The sequence below is a fragment of the Nocardioides sp. genome, assembly GCF_035503875.1.
Taxonomy (GTDB): domain Bacteria; phylum Actinomycetota; class Actinomycetes; order Propionibacteriales; family Nocardioidaceae; genus Nocardioides.
Genome location: NZ_DATJTA010000054.1, coordinates 130,722 through 150,112, shown reverse-complemented (window position 1 = coordinate 150,112; position 19,391 = coordinate 130,722). Strand labels below are relative to the sequence as shown.

Sequence of the window (19,391 nt, the reverse complement as noted above, 5' to 3'; positions counted from 1 at the left end):
AGCCCACCGCGACGACGAAGGTGGCGGCTGCGGCCCATACCACTACCGTTGACGGGTGAGCACCGAGGACCAAGCAGCCGAGACCGACGCCCAGCAGACCACCTTCGCGGACCTGGGACTGGACGACGCGGTCCTCAAGGCGCTCAAGGACGTCGGGTACGAGACCCCGTCGGCCATCCAGGCGGCGACCATCCCGCCGCTGCTGGCCGGTCGCGACGTCGTGGGCCTGGCGCAGACGGGCACCGGCAAGACGGCCGCCTTCGCGCTGCCGATCCTGTCGCGGCTCGACGTACGCCAGAAGTCGCCGCAGGCGCTGGTCCTCGCGCCCACCCGCGAGCTCGCGCTCCAGGTGTGCGAGGCGTTCGAGAAGTACGCCGCCCACCTCAAGGGCGTCCACGTGCTGCCCGTGTACGGCGGCCAGGCGTACGGCGTGCAGCTCTCCGCGCTGCGCCGCGGCGTGCACATCGTCGTCGGGACGCCGGGCCGGATCATGGACCACCTCGACAAGGGCACCCTCGACCTGTCGCAGCTGCGCTTCCTGGTGCTCGACGAGGCCGACGAGATGCTCAACATGGGCTTCGCGGAGGACGTCGAGACGATCCTGGCCAGCACCCCGGAGGAGAAGAACGTCGCGCTGTTCTCGGCGACGATGCCGGCGCAGATCCGCCGGATCTCCAAGAAGTACCTGCGTGACGCGCAGGAGATCACCGTCAAGAACAAGACGGCGACCGCGGCGAACATCACCCAGCGCTACCTGATGGTGAGCTACCCGCAGAAGGTCGACGCGCTCACGCGCATCCTCGAGGTGGAGAACTTCGAGGGGATGATCGTCTTCGTCCGCACCAAGAGCGAGACCGAGTCGCTGGCGGAGAAACTGCGGGCCCGTGGTTTCAGCGCGGCCGCGATCAACGGCGACGTCGCGCAGGCCCAGCGCGAGCGGACCGTCAACCAGCTGAAGGCGGCCAAGCTCGACATCCTGGTCGCCACCGACGTCGCCGCCCGGGGCCTCGACGTCGAGCGGATCAGCCACGTCGTCAACTACGACATCCCCACCGACACCGAGTCCTACGTGCACCGCATCGGCCGCACCGGCCGCGCCGGCCGCAGCGGCGACGCCATCTCCTTCGTGACGCCGCGCGAGCGCTACCTGCTCAAGCACATCGAGAAGGCCACCCGCCAGCCGCTGACCCAGATGCAGCTGCCGAGCCCCGAGGACGTCAACGTCACCCGGCTCAACCGGTTCGACGAGCAGATCACCGCCGCGCTGCAGCAGACGTCCCGGATCGAGCGGTTCCGCGACATCATCGGCCACTACGTCCGCCACCACGACGTGCCCGAGGCCGACGTCGCCGCCGCCCTCGCGGTCGTCGCGCAGGGCGACGAGCCGCTGCTCCTCGACCCGGCCGCCGAGAAGCCGATCCGCGAGCCCCGCTTCGAGGAGCGCGACCGGCCCGAGCGCTCGGGCAGCCGGGAGCGCCGCGGCTCGCGCAGCGACGTCCCGATGGCGATGTACCGGATCAACGTCGGCAAGCGCCACAAGGTCGAGCCCCGCCAGATCGTCGGCGCCATCGCCAACGAGGGCGGCCTGCGCCGCGCCGACTTCGGCCAGATCCAGATCCGCCCCGACTTCTCCCTCGTCGAACTCCCGGCCGACCTGTCGAGCGAGGTCTTCAGCGCGCTCTCCGGCACCCGGATCTCCGGCAAGCTGATCGAGCTCCAGCGCGACCAGGGTCCGCGCGGCGGCGGGCGGTCGTCGTACGACGGCCGCGGCGACCGGCCCGAGCGGAAGCCGCGCCACAAGAGCCACTGAGGGACTACCCCGCCAGCACCAGGTCCTGCACCACCGCGCTGGCGGCGACCAGCCCGGCGGCCGCCGAGGTGAGCACCGCCGACATCGGCATGGGCAGCGCCTCGAGATGGGCCAGGTCGCCGGCGGCGTAGACGCCGGGGAGGCTGGTGCGCTGGAACTCGTCGACCCGCACGCAGCCGGACGGCAGCAGCTCCAGACCCAGCTGCTCGGCGAAGGGTGCCGACTGGGCGAAGGCGGTGGTGACGAACAGCCCGGCCACCTCCTCGGTCGGCCCGTCGGTGAACGACACGGTGGCGCCGCTGGCGCTGCGGCAGAAGCCGGTGACCGGCTCGGTCTGCACGGTCACGCCGGCCCGCGACAGGGTGTCGGCGAGTGCCGCCTCGACGGGTACGCCGTCGGTGAGCACGGTCAGCCGGCCCGCGATCGGCCCCAGCATCCCGGCCAGCCGCTCCGCGTGCGGTCCGGCGCCGAGGAGCGCGATGTGCCCGCCGGCGTACTCGTGGCCGTGGCAGAACGGGCAGTGCGCCGCGACCGTGCCGAACAGCTCGGTCAGGCCCGGCTTGTCGGGCAGGGTGTCGCGCACCCCGGTGGCGAGCACCAGTCGCCGCCCCGCCAGCACGGATCCGTCGGCGAGCTCGACGGTGAAGCCGCCGTCCGCGGCCGCCACGGAGGTCGCGGCGACCTCGCGCACCGAGACGGTCGAGTACGCCGCCAGGTCGGCCCGCGCGAGTGCCCGGAACTCGGCCGGGTCCCGGCCGTCGTGGGTCGCGAAGTTGTGCAGGTGCTCGACCGGCGCGTTGCGGTACGCGCCCGAGTCCAGCAGCACCACCGAGCGGTGCATCCGGCCGAGGGTCAGGGCGGCCTGCAGGCCGGCGGGTCCGCCGCCGATCACGACCGCGTCGAGGTTGTTCTCCATGTCGTCTCCCGTCGTCGACTTGTCTTGACGACGAGCATGTGACTTCATGTTGACATGAAGTCAAGTCCGGACGAGACCCCCTGGTCCGTGGGGGACGTGGCCGCCAAGTTCGGCCTCGCGACGCACGTGCTGCGCCACTGGGAGGACGTCGGCCTGCTGCGGCCGGCGCGCGACGGGGCGGGCCGCCGTCGGTACGGCGTGGACGACCTCTCCCGGGTCGCGGTCATCGTGCGGAGCAAGGACTCCGGCATGAGCCTGGAACAGATCGCCGTGCTCCTCGACGCCGAGGCCGTCGACCGGCACCGGGTGCTGCAGGCCCACGTCGACGACCTCGACCGCCGGATGGCCGAGATGGAGCGCTCCCGCGAGATGACGCTGCACGCGCTGAGCTGCCGCGCGCACGACGTCGCCACGTGCCCGAACTTCCAGCGGTTCGTCGCCGACATGGTCGGCTCGGTCGCGTAGCGACCGCTCGCGACACCCGGTCCACGCTCCCCTCCACAGGCGCCGGAAGGCCGGTGGCGGACGTCCCCGCCGGGTGCTTCGGTGATGCTCCGTCGGCCGCATCGGGGTGGCCGCATCCGGACCGCGGAGGTCGCTCGTGCGCAGACTCCTCACCACCCTCGGGCTCGCCCTCGGCGTGCTGCTCGCCACCGTGCCGGTCGCCTCGGCGACCGCGGCGCCGCCCGACCGGCCGACACGGCCGAGCTACGTCGCGCTCGGCGACTCCTACGCCTCGGGCGTCGGCAACGGCCGCTACCGCGAGGACGGCAGCGACTGCCTGCGTTCGCCGGACGCCTATCCCGTGCTGCTGGCCGACGCGCGCAGGTACGCCCTGCGCTTCCGGGCGTGCTCGGGCGCGACGATCGCCCACGTCCGGAGCACCCAGCTCGGGGCACTGAGCGCCCGCACCCGCTACGTCACCCTCTCGGTCGGCGGCAACGACGTCGGCTTCTCCCGGGTGTTGACCACCTGTGCGACGCCGTGGTGGCTGGCCGACTGCGGTGCCGCCGTCGACCGGGCACAGGCGGTGGTCCGCGACCTCCTGCCCGGCATGCTCCGCAGGCTGTACGCCGCCGTCCGCGCCCGGGCGCCGCGCGCGACGGTCGTCGTGGTCGGCTACCCGCGGATCTTCTCCGGCACCGACTGCGATCCCGGGACCTGGTTCAGTCGCCGGGAGCAGCAGCGGCTGAACCGGACGGCCGACCTGCTCGACGCGCGGATCGGGCGGGCGGCCCGGGACGCCGGGTTCGCCTTCGCCTCACCCGGGCGGAGGTTCCGCGGGCACGCGGTGTGCGACCGTCCGGCCTGGCTCAACGGGCTGTCGTTCCCGGTCGGGGAGAGCTACCACCCCAACCGGGCCGGGCACGCCCGGGGTCTGCTGCCGCTGGTGCGCCCGCTGCTGCGGTGACCGCTGCCGTGCGGGTCGGTCGGTGCGGGCTGGTAGAAGGGACGCCATGCGCCCACCCCTCCAGGTCCCGGCCGCCGTCCTGCTCGTCGCCGGGCTGCTCAGCTCGTGCGACCAGGTCTCGGGCCGCCTCTCCGACCCCGAGCCGGACCAGGCCGCGGCCGACCTCGCGACCGGCCTGGCCGGCGGGGACCTGAGCGCGGTGACGTTCTCGGGCACCACCGCCGCCGAGGCGACGGCGGCCTACGCCGCGGTGGTCGAGGGCCTGGGCGACCTGGAGCCCACCGTGACCCTCGACGACGTGGCGTCGGCCTCCGACGGCGCCTCGACCGCCACCCTGGCCTGGTCCTGGCCGGTCGGCGCTGCGCCCTGGGAGTACACCTCGGAGGCGCCGCTGGAGCTGGTCGACGACGAGTGGAGGGTCGTCTGGTCCCCGGCGGTCGTCGAGCCGTCGCTGACCGACGGCGAGGTGCTCGACGCGACCACGATCGCCGCTCGTCGAGGCGACATCACCGGGGCCGAGGGGAAGACCCTGGTCACCCTGCGACCGGTCGTCCGCCTCGGCATCGACCGCTCGGCGGTCCCGAAGCCGGAGGCGGTCGCGGCCGCACGCCGGCTGGCCGACCTGGTCGAGATCGACGCGGCGGCGTACTCCGCGCGGGTGGAGAAGGCGGGCGAGGCCGCGTTCGTCGAGGCGATCACCTACCGCTCCGAGGACGTCCCGCCGGCGGCCGCTCGCGCGGCCGAGACCGAGGCGGCCGTCCTCGCCGTCCAGGACGAGCTGCCGCTCGGGCCGACCCGGGAGTTCGCCGCACCGATCCTCGGCACCGTCGGCGAGGTCACGGCCGAGATGGTCGAGGAGGACCCCGACACCTACCGGCCCGGCGACGAGGCCGGCCTCTCCGGACTCCAGTCCCGCTACGACGACCTGCTCCGGGGCGAGCCGGGCGTCGTCGTCCACGCCGTGGCGACCGAGGACGAGGCGGCCGAGGACGCGGCCGAGCGCGAGCTCCACCGGGTCGATCCGCAGGCGGGCGGCGCCCTCGAGCTCACCCTCGACCCCGACCTCCAGCAGGAGGCCGAGCGCCAGCTGGCCGGCGTCCGACCAGCCAGCGCGCTGGTGGCGCTGCGTCCGAGCACCGGCGAGATCGTCGCCGCCGCCAACGGCCCCGGCACCGACGGCTACAACATGGCGACGTTCGGGCAGTTCGCGCCCGGCTCCACGTTCAAGGCGGTCACCAGCCTGGCGCTGCTGCGGGCCGGACTGACGCCCGCCACCCCGGTGCCGTGCACCCCGACGATCGTCGTCGACGGCAAGAGCTTCAAGAACTACTCCGACTACCCGTCGGGGGCGCTGGGCCGGATCCCCCTGCGTACGGCGATCGCCAACTCCTGCAACACCGCCCTGATCTCGCAGACCGACCGGCTGGGCGACACCGGCCTGTACGACGCAGCGGTCTCGCTCGGCATGGGTCTCGACCACGACCTCGGCTTCCCGGCCTTCCTCGGCAGCGTGAAGGACGCGACCTCCAAGACCGAGGCGGCCGCGGCGACCATCGGTCAGGGCACCGTCCTCGCCTCGCCGATGGTGATGGCCACCGTGATCGGGTCCGTGCAGCAGGGGGAGCTCGTGATCCCGCGGCTGGTCCGCTCGGTCGAAGTGACGGCCCCCGACGGCGCGCAGCCGCTGAAGCCCGGCGAGGCGAAGGCGCTGAAGTCGATGCTGCGCGAGGTCGTGACCGCCGGCAGCGGCCGGGCGCTCGCGGACGTGCCGGGCGGCCCGGTCATCGCCAAGACCGGCACCGCGGAGTTCGGCAGCGACCCGGTCCGCACCCACGCGTGGATGATCGCCGCCCAGGGCGACCTGGCCGTCGCGGTGTTCGTCGAGATCGGCGAGTCCGGCTCCCAGACCGCCGGGCCGATCCTGGAGGCGTTCCTCAGAGCGGCTCGCTAGGGGCCTACCGACGACGAGGCGCGGAGCTCCGGATGGGGCCGGGCTCCACGCCTCGTGCTCGTCCGGCGGCGGGGGACGTACCCGCCGGGCAAGGGAGAACCCCTCGCCGCATGGGGTCGGCAAGGGGTTCGGTCGCCTTCAAAGTGCTCCCTCCGAAGTCGACTCCGAAAAGGATTCCACGCGTTCTGGGGCCTGTCACCGGTTTTGCCGAAGTCGAGCGGGTGACAGGCTGGGTGACATGACCGGACTGAACCTGCTCGCCCCCCACCAGCGCCACCTCCTCATCGGCGGCGAGTGGCGCGAGGCCGACGGGGGTCGGCGCTTCGACGTGCACGACCCCGCCGACGGCAGCGTGCTCACCGATGTCGCCGACGCCTCGGTCGCCGACGCCGTCGAGGCCCTCGACGCGGCGGTGGCGGCCCAGGCCGACTGGGCGCGTACGGCGCCCCGCGAGCGCGGCGAGATCCTGCGCACGGCGTTCGGGCTGATCGCCGACCGGGCCGACGACTTCGCCGAGCTGATGAGCCTGGAGATGGGCAAGACGGTCGCGGAGGCGCGCGGCGAGGTGACCTACGGCAACGAGTTCTTCCGCTGGTACGCCGAGGAGGCGGTCCGCATCCACGGCCGCTGGATGCAGGCGCCGGCCGGTGGGAGCCGGCTGCTCACCATCAAGAAGCCGGTCGGGCCGTGCCTGTTCGTCACGCCGTGGAACTTCCCGCTGGCCATGGGCACCCGCAAGATCGGCCCGGCGATCGCGGCGGGGTGCACGATGGTCGTCAAGCCGGCCGAGCTCACGCCGCTGACGATGCTCGCGCTGGCCGGCGTACTCGAGGAGGCCGGGCTGCCGCCGGGCGTCCTCAACGTCGTCCCGACCACCGACGCGGCCGCGGTGAGCAAGGAGCTGCAGGCCGACGACCGGCTGCGCAAGGTCAGCTTCACCGGCTCGACCACCGTCGGGAAGGTGCTGGTGCGCCAGTCCGCCGACCAGCTGCAGCGGGTGAGCATGGAGCTCGGCGGCAACGCACCCTTCCTGGTCTTCGAGGACGCCGACCTCGACGCGGCCGTCGACGGCGCGATGGTGGCGAAGATGCGCAACATGGGCGAGGCCTGCACCGCCGCGAACCGGTTCCTGGTGCACTCCTCGGTCGCGGCGGAGTTCGCCGAGAAGCTGGGCGCGCGGATGGGCGCCCTGCGGGTCGGCCGCGGGCAGGACGACGGCATCGACGTGGGCCCGCTGATCGACGAGAAGGCGGTCGAGTCGGTCGGGCAGCTCGTCACCGACGCGGTCCACGCCGGCGCGCGGGTGGTCACCGGCGGCTCGGCGCCCGACGGCCCGGGCTACTTCTTCACGCCGACCGTGCTGCTCGACGTCCCGGTCGACAGCGAGATCACCACCCAGGAGATCTTCGGCCCGGTCGCGCCCATCACCACCTTCGAGACCGAGGAGGAGGCGATCGCGCGGGCCAACGACACCGAGTACGGGCTCGCGTCGTACGCCTACACCCGCGACCTGGCCCGCACCATCCGGCTCGCGGAGAGTCTCGACTACGGGATGGTCGGCATCAACACCGGCCTGATCTCCAACCCGGCCGCGCCGTTCGGCGGCGTGAAGGCCAGCGGGTTCGGCCGCGAGGGTGGCTTCGAGGGCATCGAGGAGTACCTCGAGACGACGTACGTCGCGCTCCCGGCGGGCTGAGCGTGGACGTCTACGGCGACCTCGTCGAGCAGTACGACGACTTCGGCCGCTACGCGGTCGCGGACTCGCCGTGCTTCGCCGCCTGGTCGGCGGCGGTGGCCGCGGATCCCGAGGTGCTCGCCTGGCTCGACACGCTGCCGCCCGGGAAGGCCCAGCCCAACCTGGTCTTCGCGGCCGCGCGCTGGCACGGCGTCCCCGCCCCCGGCGAGTACGACGCGCTGCGGACGGCCCTGCTCGGCGACGACGGCTCCATCCGCGCGACGATCCTCGAGCGGCGTACCCAGACCAACGAGGTGGGCCGGCTGGCCACCCTGGTACCGGCGTTCGCCACGCTCGGGATCGACGAGCCGGTGGCGCTGCTGGAGGTGGGGCCGAGTGCGGGGCTGGTGCTCTACCCCGACCGCTGGTCGTACGAGTGGGAGACCGATTCCGGGGTCGTGCGAGCAGGCACCGGCCGTCCGCTCGGCTGCCGGGTCCGGGGACCGGCGCCGGTCCCGGCCGAGCCGCCGCGGGTGGCGTGGCGTGGCGGGATCGACCTGAACCCGCTCGACGTCACCGACGCCGACGCGATGGCGTGGCTGACCACGCTGGTCTGGCCGGAGCAGGACGCGCGCCGCGAGCAGCTCGGGCACGCGATCGAGATCGCGCGTGCGGACCCGCCCGACCTGCGCCAGGGCGACCTGCTGACCGGGCTGAGCGACCTGGTGGCCGAGGCGGCGTCGTACGGGCCGGTCGTCGTGTTCCACACCGCCGTGATCGCCTACCTGACCGACCCGGACCGCGAGCGCTTCCACGACCTGATGACCGGGCTGGTGGCGTCCGGGGCCTGCCGCTGGGTCAGCAACGAGTCGCCGCAGGTCCTGCCCCGGGTGACCGCCACCGGTCCGGGGGCGACCGGCGGCCGGTTCGTGCTGGGCGTGGACGGGCAGGCGGTGGCGGCGACGCACGGCCACGGACGGACGTTGACCTGGTTCCCTTGACTTCAAGTTAACTTCATGTTGTCGGATCGGCGCATGCACGCCATCCGACAGCACGCCCTCGGCGACCCCGACGTCCTCGTCCTCGACCGGCTGCCCGACCTCGACCCGGGACCGGGGGAGGTGCGGATCGCGGTCGAGGCCTGCGGGGTGCACCTGCTCGACACGACCCTGCGGCGCGGCGCGACCGACGGTCCGATGCCCCCGCAGCCGCTACCGACGATCCCCGGCCGCGAGGTCGCCGGCGTCGTCGACCGGATCGGCCCCGGCGTCGAGGCGAGCTGGCACGGGCGCCGGGTCGTCGCCCACCTGGGCATGGTCCCGGGTGGGTACGCCGAGCAGGCCGTGACCGCGGTCGGGTCGCTGTTCGCCGTGCCCGAGCACGTCTCGTTCCCCGCCGCGGTCGCGGCGGTCGGCACCGGCCGCACGGCGCTGGCGATCGTCGAGCTGGAGCCGCCCCGCCCCGAGGACGTGGTGCTGGTTCCCTCGGCCGCGGGCGGGCTGGGTTGGCTGCTGGTGCAGGCCGCGCACGCGGTGGGAGCCACCGTCGTCGCGGCCGCCGGCGGCCCCTCCCGGACGGCCGTCCTCGCGGACCTGCGCCCGCGGCTGGCCGTCGACTACTCAGACCCGCGGTGGGCCGAACGGGTCCGGAGCGAGGTCGGCGCGGCGACCGTCGTGTACGACGGGGTCGGCGGCGAGGTCGGCCGGTCGGCCCTCGAGCTGCTCGCACCGGGCGGCCGGCTGGTGATGTTCGGCTACAGCGCCGGTACGCCGACCCGCTTCGACTCCGGCGACGTCGTCGAGCGGGCGCTGAGCGTCGGCTGGAGCCTGGGGCCGCGGATGACCGCGCTCCCCGGCGGCATCCCGGGCCTGGCGGGCCGGGCGCTCGACCGGGTCGCGGCGGGCGGCTGGGAGCCCCTGGTGTCGACGTACCCGCTCGCGGACGCCGCGCGCGCTCACGCCGACCTGGAGGGCCGCCGCGCACTGGGCAAGGTCGTGCTCACGGTGCCCCGATGAATTCGGTGGTGACCGTCGGTGCCCGCCTCCAGACTGGGACCCCACGGAGGAGCAGATGACCGAGCAGCAGACGCAGGCCCAGCCCCAGCCCGAGACCCCGCAGGGCCGGTCGCTCCCGCGCGCGCTGACGCCGTTCCGCAACCTCGCCTACCGCCGGCTCGCCCTCGCGCTGATCCTGTCGACCTTCGCCTCCGGCGTCTGGATCGTCGGCCTGGTCTGGGAGGTCATCCGGATCGGCGGCGGGCCGGGCCAGCTCTCGACCGTCTCCACCGCGGCGGCGGTCGGCGTGCTACTGCCCGCGCTGCTCGGCGGCGTCGTGGCCGACCGGGTGCCGCAGAAGCTGATCCTGCTCGTGGTGGCCGCCGTCGAGGTCACCGGCATGGGTCTGGTGGCCGCGCTCTCCCTCACCGACACGACCCAGGTCTGGCACCTCGCCACGGTCTCGTTCGTGACGGGTGCGGCGATGGCGTTCTACTACCCGGCCTACTCCGCCTGGCTGCCGGCGCTGGTCGAGGAGCGCGACCTGCTCGCGGTCAACGGCTTCGAGGGCATGATCCGGCCGACGATCGGCCAGGCGATCGGTCCGGGCGTCGCCGGGGCGGTGGTCGGCGCGATCTCGCCGGGCGCGGCGTTCTCGATCGCGGCGGTGGCCAGCCTCGCGGGGCTGATCGCGCTGACGGCCGTGCCGCAGACGCCGGTGCGCCGCGAGATCGACCCCGAGTCGGTGCCCCGCCGTCCGGTCGCCGCGGCGCTGATCGACGTGCGCGAGGGCTTCGGCTACATGGTCCGCACCCCGTGGCTGCTGGCCACGCTGCTCTTCGCGTCGCTGCTGGTGCTCTCGATCATGGGTCCCTTCGAGGTGCTGGTGCCGTTCCTGATCAAGGACAAGCTCGGCGGCGACGCGGGCGACCACGCGATGGTGATGGCGGCGTTCGGGATCGGCGGGGCCGTCGGCTCCCTGGTCATGGCCTCGCTGCGCCTGCCCCGGCGCTACCTCACCGTGATGAACCTCGGCTGGGGCCTGGGCTGCCTGCCGGTGATCGTGATGGGCATGGCGACCGAGGTGTGGGTGCTCGTCGCCGCGGCGTTCGTCTTCGGGGCGATGTTCTCGTTCCCGATGGTCATCTGGGGGACGCTGCTGCAGCGCCGGGTCCCGCCGCACATGCTCGGCCGGGTGGCGTCGCTGGACTTCTTCGTCTCGATCAGCCTGATGCCGGTGTCGATGGCCCTCGCCGGGCCGGTCAGCGACGCCATCGGGCTGCGCACGACGTTCCTGATCGCCGGGATCCTGCCGGGCGTGGCCGCGGTGGTCGCGACGATCGCGGCCCGGCTGCCCGCGGACGAGCTGGCCCACCCGCTGCGCGACTGACGAGGGCCGGGGCCGCGGACCCCTCCGGCGGAACCTGACGTTCTGGGCTGGAACTTCGGCTGAGAACGTCCGGTTCACCGGTTCACCGGTGAATCTGCAGCCGACGCCTCAGACCGGCGTGCCGAGGGTGTCGGCGAGGTGGTTCCGGGAGGCGATCCCGAGCTTGCGGTAGATGTGCGAGAGGTGCCACTCGACCGCCTTGACGGTCACCACCAGCTCCTCGGCGATGCGGCGGTTGGTGAGCCCCTCCGAGGCCAGCAGCGCGACGCGTCGCTCGGCGGCGGTGAGGGTCGCCATCGCCTCGGCCCGCACCCGGTGCGGCTGCTCGCCCATCCGGTCGAGGAGGCGGCGTACCCGGCCCTGGAGCGGCCAGAGCTCCTCGCGGCCGGCGTACTCCTCGGCCGAGCGGAGCAGCGCGCGGGCCTCGTCGGTGCCGGCCCCGGTCGGGTCGAGCAGGAGCAGGCCGGCGAGGTCGGTGTCGATCTGGGCGGCGAGCCGCTGCGCGACCACGTCGGTGAGCGTGGCCCGGGCCTCGCGCAGCAGCACCACGCGATCACCGCCGACGCCGACCGTGGCCAGGGTGCGCAGCGCGTGCGCGTGGGCGTACGGCGACCCGGAGGCCGCGGCCACGCCGCGCCACTCCTCGGCCAGCGCGACGGCCTCGCGGTGCCGGCCGACGCGGACCAGGGCGATGGACGCGCTGGCGCGCCAGGGCACCAGCGCGGGATCGGCCAGCGTCTCGGTGTCGCTCAGCCGCGCGCCGGCGGTGGTGAAGTGCTCGACGGAGCGCTCGTCCTCGCCGAGGACGGTGGCGAGCTCGCCGCGCGCGTGGTGGGCGAGGGCTCCCGGCGGACCGGGGAGGTCGAGCAGCGGGTCGAGGGCTCCGCCGACGACGATCGCCTCGCCGACGTCCCCGCGGGCGAGGCGGCAGTCCACGAGCGCGGCGGTGACCAGGCCCCCGGCGACCGGGTCGGCGGAGGCGACGGGATGCGCCCGCAGGGCGGTCAGCGCGTCCAGACCCTCGCGGATCCGTCCGGCCCGGACGCTGACCAGTGCGGCCGGCAGGGCCTCGGCAAGGTCAGCCTCGTCGGGAACCTCGGGCGAGCGCATGGGCAGGAGCCTAGGAAGGTCGCGCCGCGCCCGGACCGGAACCCCGGAATCGGTCCGGAATCGACACGGGTGGACCAGTCAGGTGCGCCCCAGGAATGCCAGCAGGCGGACGTCGGCCGGCGCGTCGGGGGCCACGGCACGTGCGGGCGCGAAGCGCACCCCGCGGTCGCGGGCGTCCACGAGGACGTCGGCGGCTCCGAGCAGGCCCTCGGCGAGCTCCTCGGGCACCCGACGGGGCTGCCCGGCAGCCTGGCCGACGTCCCAGCCGTGGACGGTGATCTCGAGCGCGGCGGCGGTGACGAGCACCGGTCCCGCGAGGGCGGCGTCGCCGACCAGGACGTCACGGGGGCAGGCCCGGACCCACGCGCCGAGCAGCGCGCCGGCCTTCTCGCGCAGGGCGCCCACGGTGTCCGCCGCCGGCGCCGGCGGGGTCACGGCGACCGTGCCCTCGGCGGCCTCGAGGAAGGCGTCCAGCGCGTCGTCCATGTGGTCCAGCAGGGCGCCGAGCGTCCACCGGCTGCACGGGGTGGGCCGCTCGAGGTCGGCCTCGCCGACGCCCGCGAGGGCGACGCAGGTGAAGGCCAGGGACCGGTCGAGCAGCTCGACGGCGTCGTCGAGCCGCGGGGTCACCGCGGTGCCGGGCTCTCGCAGGGGACCGCGGTCTCCGGCCGGTAGTCGGCCGGCAGCACCTCGGGCAGTCCGCACCGGGCGAACAGGGTGGCGTCGAAGAACGCGTGCACGTGCTTGACCTGGTCGCCGTCGAGCTGGAGCACCTGGAGCTGGAACGGGACGAAGTGCCCGTCGGCGGTGCGCATGTAGAGCCCGAACGCCGGCTGCCCGTTCGCGTACGTCGTCAGCATCGGCATGTCGTAGCTGCCGCCGGGGCAGGCCGTCGCGATGAGCTCGCCGATGTTGGCGGCGCCGACGTACCAGCCCGTGAACGGCGGCATCTCCCAGACCGCCTCGGCGGTGAGCAGGCTGACGATCTGGTCGATGTCCTTGCGCCAGAAGGCCTCGACGTAGCGCTCCAGCAGCTGCTGCTGCTCGGGCGTGAGGTCGGGACGGAGGCTCTCCTGGGTCAGCCCGCGGTCCTTGATCTGCGCGTGCGCGCGTTGCAGCGCGGAGTTCACCGCCGCCGTCGTCGTGTCCAGGGCCTCGGCCGTCTCGGCGGCCGACCAGCGCAGCACGTCGCGCAGGATCAGCACCGCCCGCTGGCGGGCCGGGAGGTGCTGGAGGGCGGCGATGAAGGCGAGCCGGATCGAGTCGCGCTCGGCCACCACGACGGCCGCGTCGGGGACCGGCTCGAGCCAGGCGATCTCGTTGTTGGCCTCCAGCGCGTCGCCGGCCAGGGCGTCGGGGGTCCCGAGGCCGGTGGGCAGCGGCCGGCGCGGCCGGCCCTCGAGGTTGGTCAGGCAGACGTTGGTCGCGATCCGGTAGAGCCAGGTGCGGACCGACGAGCGGCCCTGGAAGTCGGCGGAGGCCTTCCACGCCCGCAGGAAGGTCTCCTGGACGAGGTCCTCGGCCTCGTGCACCGAGCCACTCATCCGGTAGCAGTGCGCGAGCAGCTCGCGCTGGTAGCGCTCGGTCAGGGTCGGGAAGTCGTCCAGCTCGCTGCTCGTCACCTGCTTGGTCACCGCCAGGGTCATCGCCGCCGTCATGATCCGTCCCCTCGAGTCGTCCAGTCTGCCTCGCCGTACCGACCGGGGTCGAGGGAGAAACTCATCGTTCCCCCACGGTGGGTAGTCGTCGGGGGACTCAGGAGGCGGACGCGCAGATCTCCAGCGCCCGCTCGGCGGCGGGTACGGCGAGGAGCCGGTCGGCGGGCACCAGGCCGACGCGGGTACGCCGGTCGAGCAGGTCGTCGACGTCGAGCGCACCCTCGTGGGTGATGCCGAACAGCAGCTCGGCGAGCGTGGTGGGGACCGCGTCGGCGACGGGGGCGAGCAGCTCGTCGTCGCCGAGGCCGCTGACCTCGCGCGCGGAGGCGAGGACGAGCGCCGCGTCGGTGCCGTAGCGGCGCACCAGCCGGGTCGGCTCCTCCAGCTCGGCGAGCGCCGGTCGCGGCGCGGCGCCGAGCAGCGGGAGGGCCGCGGTCCGGCACGGAGCGGCCTCCAGCCCCGCGTGGGCGACCGCGGCGTCGACGGCGTCCTCGGCCATCCGGCGGTACGTCGTCAGCTTGCCGCCCACGACCGTGAGCAGGCCGGACTCCCCGGTCAGCACCGCGTGCCGTCGGGACAGGTCGGCGGTCGAGCCGTCCGGGGCGTGCAGCAGCGGCCGGAGCCCGGCGTACGCCCCGACGACGTCGGTGCGGTGCAGCGGCCGCGCGAAGGCGGCGGACACCACGTCGAGCAGGAACCCGATCTCCGGCTCGGTCGGCTGGGGGACGTCGGGCACCTCGCCGTCGGCGGGCTCGTCGGTGAGGCCGACGTACAGGGTGCCGTCGGGCTGGGGGAGTACCATCACGAACCGGTTGGTCGCGCCCGGGACCGGGCAGAAGACCGCGGCCCGGAGCCCGGGGGCCGACTCGCCGCGCAGCACCAGGTGGGTGCCGCGGCTGGGGCGCAGGGTCACCTCGGCGGCGAGGGTGCCGGCCCAGACGCCTGTGGCGTTGACGACGGCGCGCGCCGTGACCGTCCGGGTCGCGCCGGTGAGCTCGTCGCGCAGCTCGACCCGGCTGCCCGTGGCGCTGAGCACCCGGGCGCGCGTGCGGACGTGGGCGCCGTACGACGCGGCCGTGCGGGCGATCGTGACGACCAGCCGGGCATCGTCCTCGAGCTGGCCGTCCCACGCCATCATCGAGCCGCGCAGGCCCGCGCGGCGCAGGGCCGGGGCCAGCTGCAGGGTCTCGGTGGCGGTCAGCCGCCGCGGCCGCGGGAGCGTCTCGTGGTCGGTGCGCGCCCCCCGGCGCAGCCCGTCGCCGGCCCACATCCCGGCGCGGGTGATCCCGGCCATCATCCGGCCGACGCTGGCGTCGAACGGGACGACGTACGGCATCGGGCGGGTCAGGTGGGGCGCGGTGACCTCCATCAGCACCCCGCGCTCGACCGCGCTCTCGTGAGCGACGCCGACCTGGCCGTTCGCGAGGTAGCGGAGGCCGCCGTGCACCAGCTTGGAGGACCAGCGCGAGGTGCCGAAGGCGAGGTCGTGCGCGTCGACCGCGAGCACGGACAGGCCGCGGGAGGCGGCGTCGAGCGCGACGCCGGCGCCGGTGACGCCGAGGCCGACGACGACCAGGTCGACGTCGGCGGGCGCCCCGTCCAGGCCGGGCGCGATGCGGGTGCTCACGGCTGCAGGACCCGGGTCAGGGCCAGCGCGAGCTCGGCGTCGAGCTCGGCCAGCGAGGCGCGGTCGTCGACCATCGTGTGGGCCGAGAGCACGAAGCCGTGCGCGGCCAGCACGAGGGACCGGGCGATCGCGGTCGGGTTGCCGGCCCGTACGTCGCCCGTGGCCTGCCCCGCGACGATCGACTCCTCGGCGATGGCCAGGATCAGGTCCTGCGAGCGGCCGCGGCGGGCGAGCAGGTACGGGAGGATCAGCTCGGGGTCGAGCTCCACGATCCGCACGAACAGCTCGTTCTCGCGCAGGGTGCGGATGGTGGCGACCATCCGGTCGACGAGGCCGGGGATGCCGTCGGCATCGCTGCCCGTGCCGGCCACGATCGCCGTCCACTCGCGGGTCATCAGGTCGCCGAGCAGCTGCGGCATGTCCGACCAGGTGCGGTAGATCGTCATCCGCGACACCCCCGCGCGCCGCGCGACCTCGGTGAGCGTCGTACGTCGCCAGCCGACGTCGAGGATGCAGGCCCGGGCGGCGTCCAGGTAGCCGTCACGCGGCCCTGGCGCAGCATCGGGGTTGTGACGAAGTGACGCCATATGTCACATTGTAACGCATGGTCCACGAGTCGAGCTCTGCCGAGATGCACCCGTCCCGCTGGGGCGACCCCGCCCAGGCCGCGCCGCTGGCGGACTCCGCCCGCGGGCTCGTCGAGATGGTGTTCGGGCTCGACGAGCGGCCCGCGCTGACGGAGGTCGTCGTACCTCCCTCCCGGCTGGAGCCAGCGATCCTCGCTGCGCTGGAGGAGCTGCTCGGCCGTGAGCACGTGCTGACCGACGACGGCACCCGGCGGCTGCGCACCCGCGGCAAGTCCACCCCCGACCTGCTCCGGCAGCGCGCGGGCGACCTGGCGGACGCCCCGGACGTCGTGGTCCGGCCGTCGTCCCACGACGAGGTGGCGGCCGTCCTGACGTACGCCGTCGCGCACCACCTCGCCGTGGTCCCGTTCGGCGGGGGTACGTCGGTGACGGGCGGCCTGGTCGCGCGCCGCGAGGGGTACGAAGGTGTCGTCTCGCTCGACCTGGTCCGGATGAAGCGGCTGCTCGCGGTCGACCGGGTCTCGATGACCGCGACCCTGGAGCCCGGGCTGCGCGGCCCGGAGGCCGAGGCCCTGCTCGCGGCGGAGGGGATGACCCTGGGGCACTTCCCGCAGTCCTTCGAGCACGCGACCATCGGCGGCTTCGCCGCGACCCGGTCCTCGGGGCAGTCCAGCGCCGGGTACGGCCGCTTCGACGCGCTGGTCGTCGGCCTGCGCGCGGCGACCCCGCGCGGCGAGCTGGTGCTCGGGAGCGCACCCGCCTCCGCCGCCGGTCCGGACCTGCGCCAGCTGCTGCTCGGCTCCGAGGGGGCCTTCGGGGTGATCACCGCGGTCACTGTCCGGGTCCGGCCGGTGCCGGTGGAGAAGGTCTACGAGGGCTGGCGCTGGCCCACCTTCGACGCCGGTCGCGACGCGATGCGCACCCTCGCGCAGGCCGGCCTGCTGCCGACCGTGCTCCGGCTCTCCGACGAGGCCGAGACGTCGCTCAACCTGGCGCGTCCCGACGCGATCGGGGACGCCTCCGACGGGGGCTGCCTGATGATCACCGGCTACGAGGGCGAGCCCGACGCGGTCGCCGCGAAGAGGACCGCCGTCACCGCGGTGCTCACCGGCCTCGGCGGCGTACCGCAGGGGGAGGAGCCGGGCCGCTCCTGGGCGCACGGTCGCTTCCATGCGCCGTACCTCCGGGACTCGCTGCTCGACGTCGGTGTGCTCGTCGAGACGCTGGAGACGGCGACGTTCTGGTCGAACGCGCCCCGCCTGTACGCCGACGTGAAGTCCGCCCTCGAGACCGCACTCGGGTCGCCCACGCTCGTGCTGTGCCACGTGTCGCACGTCTACGAGACCGGCTGCTCGCTCTACTTCACGATCGCGGCCAAGCAGTCGGACGACCCGGTCGCCCAGTGGCTCGCGGCGAAGGCCGCGGCGAGCGACGCCATCGTCGCCGCCGGGGCGACGATCACCCATCACCACGCCGTCGGCACCGACCACCGGCCGTGGCTGGCGGCCGAGATCGGCGACCTCGGTGTCGGGGTGCTGCGGGCCGTAAAGGCCGAGCTCGACCCCACGGGGATCCTCAACCCCGGGATCCTGGTCGCGCCGTGACCCGCTCGTTCACGTTCCTGGTCAACCCGGCGTCCGGCGGTGGCGCGGCGCCCGCCGCCGTCGTACCCGTCGCGCGGCTGCTGCGCGACGCGGGCGCGACCGTCGACGTGACCTACTCGCCCGGCCCGCTCGCGATGACCGCCCTGGTCACCGAGGCGGTCGGCCGCGGCGACGTGGTCGTCTCCGTGGGCGGCGACGGGATGCTCTCGCACCTCGCCGGGCCGGTCGCGGCCGCCGGCGGGACGCTCGCGGTGCTGCCGGCCGGGCGCGGGAACGACTTCGCCCGGATGCTCGGCCTGCCGACGGAGCCCGAACCGGCCGCCGAGCTGCTGCTGCACGGCCCCGCGACCCCGACCGACCTGCTGGGCTGGACGGTTCCGGGCTCGTCGACCCGCACGGTGGCGGGCTCGGTGTACGCCGGCGTCGACGCCCGCGCGGCCGCGATGGTGCACCGGATGCGGTGGACGCCGAAGCGGCTGCAGTACCCGTCGGCGGCGGTCCGCTCCCTCGCGACGTACCAGCCGGGACGGTTCGAGGTGAGCGTCGACGGCGCCGCGCACCGGTTCTCGGCCGCGACGGTCGTGGTCGCGAACTCGGCGTACTACGGCCAGGGCATGAAGATCGCGCCCGCCGCGGCCGTCGACGACGGCCTGCTCGACGTCGTCGTCATCGAGGCCGCCTCCCGGCTGGCGCTGGTCCGCTCCCTGCCGAAGGTGTACGACGGCGGGCACGTCGCCCTGCCCGAGGTCACGGTGCTCAGCGGCCGCCGGGTCGAGCTGCGCGGCACCTCCCGCGGCGGCGTACCCGTCGGCGCCGACGGCGAGCCCCTCGGCGACCTGCCCACCCTCGACCAGCCCCCGGCGATCGTCGAGATCCTCCCCGCCGCCCTCCCCGTCATCCGCCCCTGACCCCCCGCCGAGTCGGCAGAAGTTGCGCGTCGAGTCGGCAGAACTTGCGCACAGACTGTCGGCAAGTTCTGCCGACTCGGCGGTCAGGTGAAGGACCAGACCAGGAGCTCGGTGGGGACGGCGGCGGTGACGCGGACGGCGGGGTGGTCGACCAGCTCGAAGGCGTCGCCGGCGGCGAGCGGCTCGGCGAGGGAGGAGCGGGTCAGCGCGCCGCTGGCGACGAAGGCGTGCACCCGGCCGGCGGCGGGGAGCTCGACGGTGTCGCCGGTGCGGAGGCGGGCGACGGAGAACCGCGCCCCGGGCAGGGGCGCGGCGACCTCGGTCAGCGTGCCGGGCTCGAGCGCCGGCGTCGCGACGTCGTACGACGGGGGCGCGGGCTCGTCGGCGGCGATCCAGACCTGCACGAAGCGGGTGCGCGGCTCGGCCGCCACCTCGCTGTGCTCGACCGGCGGGTGGGTGACGCCGTCGCCGGTCTGGAGCACCGCGACCTGGCCGGGCGCGACCACGACCGCGTCGCCGACGCCGTCGTGGGCGAGCGCGCCGTCGAGGACCCAGGTGACGATCGACACGCCCGAGTGGGGGTGAGTGGCGAATCCCTCACCGTCCTTCAGGAAGTGGTCGTCGTGGCACACCATCGGCCCGAACCGCAGGCGATCCGGGTCGTGGTGGTCGCCGAAGGAGAAGGAGTGCTGGGTGGCCCGTCCCGGCATACGTTCGGTAAAACGTGCGGAAGCGCGGCGGATCTCGACT

The 19,391-nt window shown here is 74.3% G+C and carries 17 protein-coding genes; 10 read left to right on the top strand and 7 right to left on the bottom strand.

Features of this window, described 5'->3' with window-relative positions; genetic code table 11:
• Positions 1–55: 55 nt before the first annotated feature.
• Positions 56–1,810, top strand: coding sequence for a DEAD/DEAH box helicase (locus VMF51_RS13200; RefSeq protein WP_325474902.1), 1,755 nt, complete (start codon positions 56–58; stop codon positions 1,808–1,810).
• Positions 1,811–1,814: 4 nt separating this feature from the next.
• Here VMF51_RS13200 and VMF51_RS13195 read toward each other — a convergent pair whose 3' ends face one another.
• A complete protein-coding gene (locus VMF51_RS13195) occupies positions 1,815–2,726 on the bottom strand; it encodes an NAD(P)/FAD-dependent oxidoreductase (RefSeq protein WP_325474901.1) in 912 nt (303 codons plus the stop codon).
• A 54-nt stretch (positions 2,727–2,780) separates the two neighbouring features.
• Between VMF51_RS13195 and VMF51_RS13190 the strand changes: the two genes are divergently transcribed.
• The 7 genes from VMF51_RS13190 to VMF51_RS13160 all read left to right on the top strand — a co-directional run bounded on the left by VMF51_RS13190 (position 2,781) and on the right by VMF51_RS13160 (position 11,147).
• Positions 2,781–3,191 (top strand): MerR family transcriptional regulator, encoded by a 411-nt coding sequence (locus VMF51_RS13190; protein ID WP_325474900.1) that lies wholly within the window; start codon positions 2,781–2,783, stop codon positions 3,189–3,191.
• Between the two features lie 136 nt (positions 3,192–3,327).
• Complete coding sequence (locus VMF51_RS13185; protein ID WP_325474899.1) at positions 3,328–4,137, top strand: SGNH/GDSL hydrolase family protein; 810 nt, start codon at positions 3,328–3,330, stop codon at positions 4,135–4,137.
• Positions 4,138–4,183: 46 nt separating this feature from the next.
• On the top strand, positions 4,184–6,088 hold the full coding sequence (locus VMF51_RS13180; protein ID WP_325474898.1) for a penicillin-binding transpeptidase domain-containing protein: 1,905 nt from the start codon (positions 4,184–4,186) through the stop codon (positions 6,086–6,088).
• Between the two features lie 238 nt (positions 6,089–6,326).
• Complete coding sequence (locus VMF51_RS13175) at positions 6,327–7,784, top strand: NAD-dependent succinate-semialdehyde dehydrogenase (RefSeq protein ID WP_325474897.1); 1,458 nt, start codon at positions 6,327–6,329, stop codon at positions 7,782–7,784.
• A gap of 2 nt (positions 7,785–7,786) precedes the next feature.
• Positions 7,787–8,764 (top strand): DUF2332 domain-containing protein, encoded by a 978-nt coding sequence (locus tag VMF51_RS13170; RefSeq protein ID WP_325474896.1) that lies wholly within the window; start codon positions 7,787–7,789, stop codon positions 8,762–8,764.
• A gap of 33 nt (positions 8,765–8,797) precedes the next feature.
• Positions 8,798–9,778 (top strand): zinc-binding dehydrogenase, encoded by a 981-nt coding sequence (locus tag VMF51_RS13165; protein WP_325474895.1) that lies wholly within the window; start codon positions 8,798–8,800, stop codon positions 9,776–9,778.
• A 55-nt stretch (positions 9,779–9,833) separates the two neighbouring features.
• A complete protein-coding gene (locus VMF51_RS13160; RefSeq protein WP_325474894.1) occupies positions 9,834–11,147 on the top strand; it encodes an MFS transporter in 1,314 nt (437 codons plus the stop codon).
• A 108-nt stretch (positions 11,148–11,255) separates the two neighbouring features.
• On the opposite strand, the gene VMF51_RS13155 is transcribed toward VMF51_RS13160, so the two are convergent.
• The 5 genes from VMF51_RS13155 to VMF51_RS13135 all read right to left on the bottom strand — a co-directional run bounded on the left by VMF51_RS13155 (position 11,256) and on the right by VMF51_RS13135 (position 16,129).
• Complete coding sequence (locus VMF51_RS13155) at positions 11,256–12,257, bottom strand: LuxR C-terminal-related transcriptional regulator (RefSeq protein WP_325474893.1); 1,002 nt, start codon at positions 12,255–12,257, stop codon at positions 11,256–11,258.
• A gap of 78 nt (positions 12,258–12,335) precedes the next feature.
• A complete protein-coding gene (locus VMF51_RS13150; protein WP_325474892.1) occupies positions 12,336–12,887 on the bottom strand; it encodes a TIGR03086 family metal-binding protein in 552 nt (183 codons plus the stop codon).
• A complete protein-coding gene (locus tag VMF51_RS13145) occupies positions 12,884–13,915 on the bottom strand; it encodes a sigma-70 family RNA polymerase sigma factor (RefSeq protein WP_325474891.1) in 1,032 nt (343 codons plus the stop codon). The genes VMF51_RS13150 and VMF51_RS13145 overlap by 4 nt, the downstream gene beginning before the upstream one ends.
• Before the next feature lie 97 nt (positions 13,916–14,012).
• Positions 14,013–15,542: a glycerol-3-phosphate dehydrogenase/oxidase gene (locus tag VMF51_RS13140; RefSeq protein WP_325474890.1), complete on the bottom strand. Its 1,530-nt coding sequence runs from the start codon at positions 15,540–15,542 to the stop codon at positions 14,013–14,015.
• Positions 15,539–16,129: a helix-turn-helix domain-containing protein gene (locus VMF51_RS13135; RefSeq protein ID WP_325474889.1), complete on the bottom strand. Its 591-nt coding sequence runs from the start codon at positions 16,127–16,129 to the stop codon at positions 15,539–15,541. Before VMF51_RS13135 ends, VMF51_RS13140 begins: the two co-directional genes overlap by 4 nt.
• A 17-nt stretch (positions 16,130–16,146) precedes the next feature.
• Between VMF51_RS13135 and VMF51_RS13130 the strand changes: the two genes are divergently transcribed.
• A complete protein-coding gene (locus tag VMF51_RS13130; protein ID WP_325474888.1) occupies positions 16,147–17,733 on the top strand; it encodes an FAD-binding oxidoreductase in 1,587 nt (528 codons plus the stop codon).
• Positions 17,730–18,641, top strand: coding sequence for a diacylglycerol/lipid kinase family protein (locus VMF51_RS13125; RefSeq protein ID WP_325474887.1), 912 nt, complete (start codon positions 17,730–17,732; stop codon positions 18,639–18,641). Before VMF51_RS13130 ends, VMF51_RS13125 begins: the two co-directional genes overlap by 4 nt.
• Before the next feature lie 83 nt (positions 18,642–18,724).
• Here the strand turns inward: VMF51_RS13125 and VMF51_RS13120 are convergent, their stop codons facing one another.
• Positions 18,725–19,351, bottom strand: a complete 627-nt coding sequence (locus tag VMF51_RS13120) for a pirin family protein (protein ID WP_325474886.1) — start codon at positions 19,349–19,351, stop codon at positions 18,725–18,727.
• Between the last annotated feature and the right edge of the window lie 40 nt (positions 19,352–19,391).

Coding starts and splice junctions, on each gene's coding strand:
- VMF51_RS13180 (WP_325474898.1), top strand. CDS start 4,184: ATGCGCCCACCCCTCCAGGTCCCGGCCGCCGTCCTGCTCGTCGCCGGG.
- VMF51_RS13135 (WP_325474889.1), bottom strand. CDS start 16,129: ATGGCGTCACTTCGTCACAACCCCGATGCTGCGCCAGGGCCGCGTGAC.
- VMF51_RS13160 (WP_325474894.1), top strand. CDS start 9,834: ATGACCGAGCAGCAGACGCAGGCCCAGCCCCAGCCCGAGACCCCGCAG.
- VMF51_RS13155 (WP_325474893.1), bottom strand. CDS start 12,257: ATGCGCTCGCCCGAGGTTCCCGACGAGGCTGACCTTGCCGAGGCCCTG.
- VMF51_RS13175 (WP_325474897.1), top strand. CDS start 6,327: ATGACCGGACTGAACCTGCTCGCCCCCCACCAGCGCCACCTCCTCATC.
- VMF51_RS13145 (WP_325474891.1), bottom strand. CDS start 13,915: ATGACGGCGGCGATGACCCTGGCGGTGACCAAGCAGGTGACGAGCAGC.
- VMF51_RS13120 (WP_325474886.1), bottom strand. CDS start 19,351: ATGCCGGGACGGGCCACCCAGCACTCCTTCTCCTTCGGCGACCACCAC.
- VMF51_RS13190 (WP_325474900.1), top strand. CDS start 2,781: ATGAAGTCAAGTCCGGACGAGACCCCCTGGTCCGTGGGGGACGTGGCC.
- VMF51_RS13130 (WP_325474888.1), top strand. CDS start 16,147: ATGGTCCACGAGTCGAGCTCTGCCGAGATGCACCCGTCCCGCTGGGGC.
- VMF51_RS13195 (WP_325474901.1), bottom strand. CDS start 2,726: ATGGAGAACAACCTCGACGCGGTCGTGATCGGCGGCGGACCCGCCGGC.
- VMF51_RS13165 (WP_325474895.1), top strand. CDS start 8,798: ATGCACGCCATCCGACAGCACGCCCTCGGCGACCCCGACGTCCTCGTC.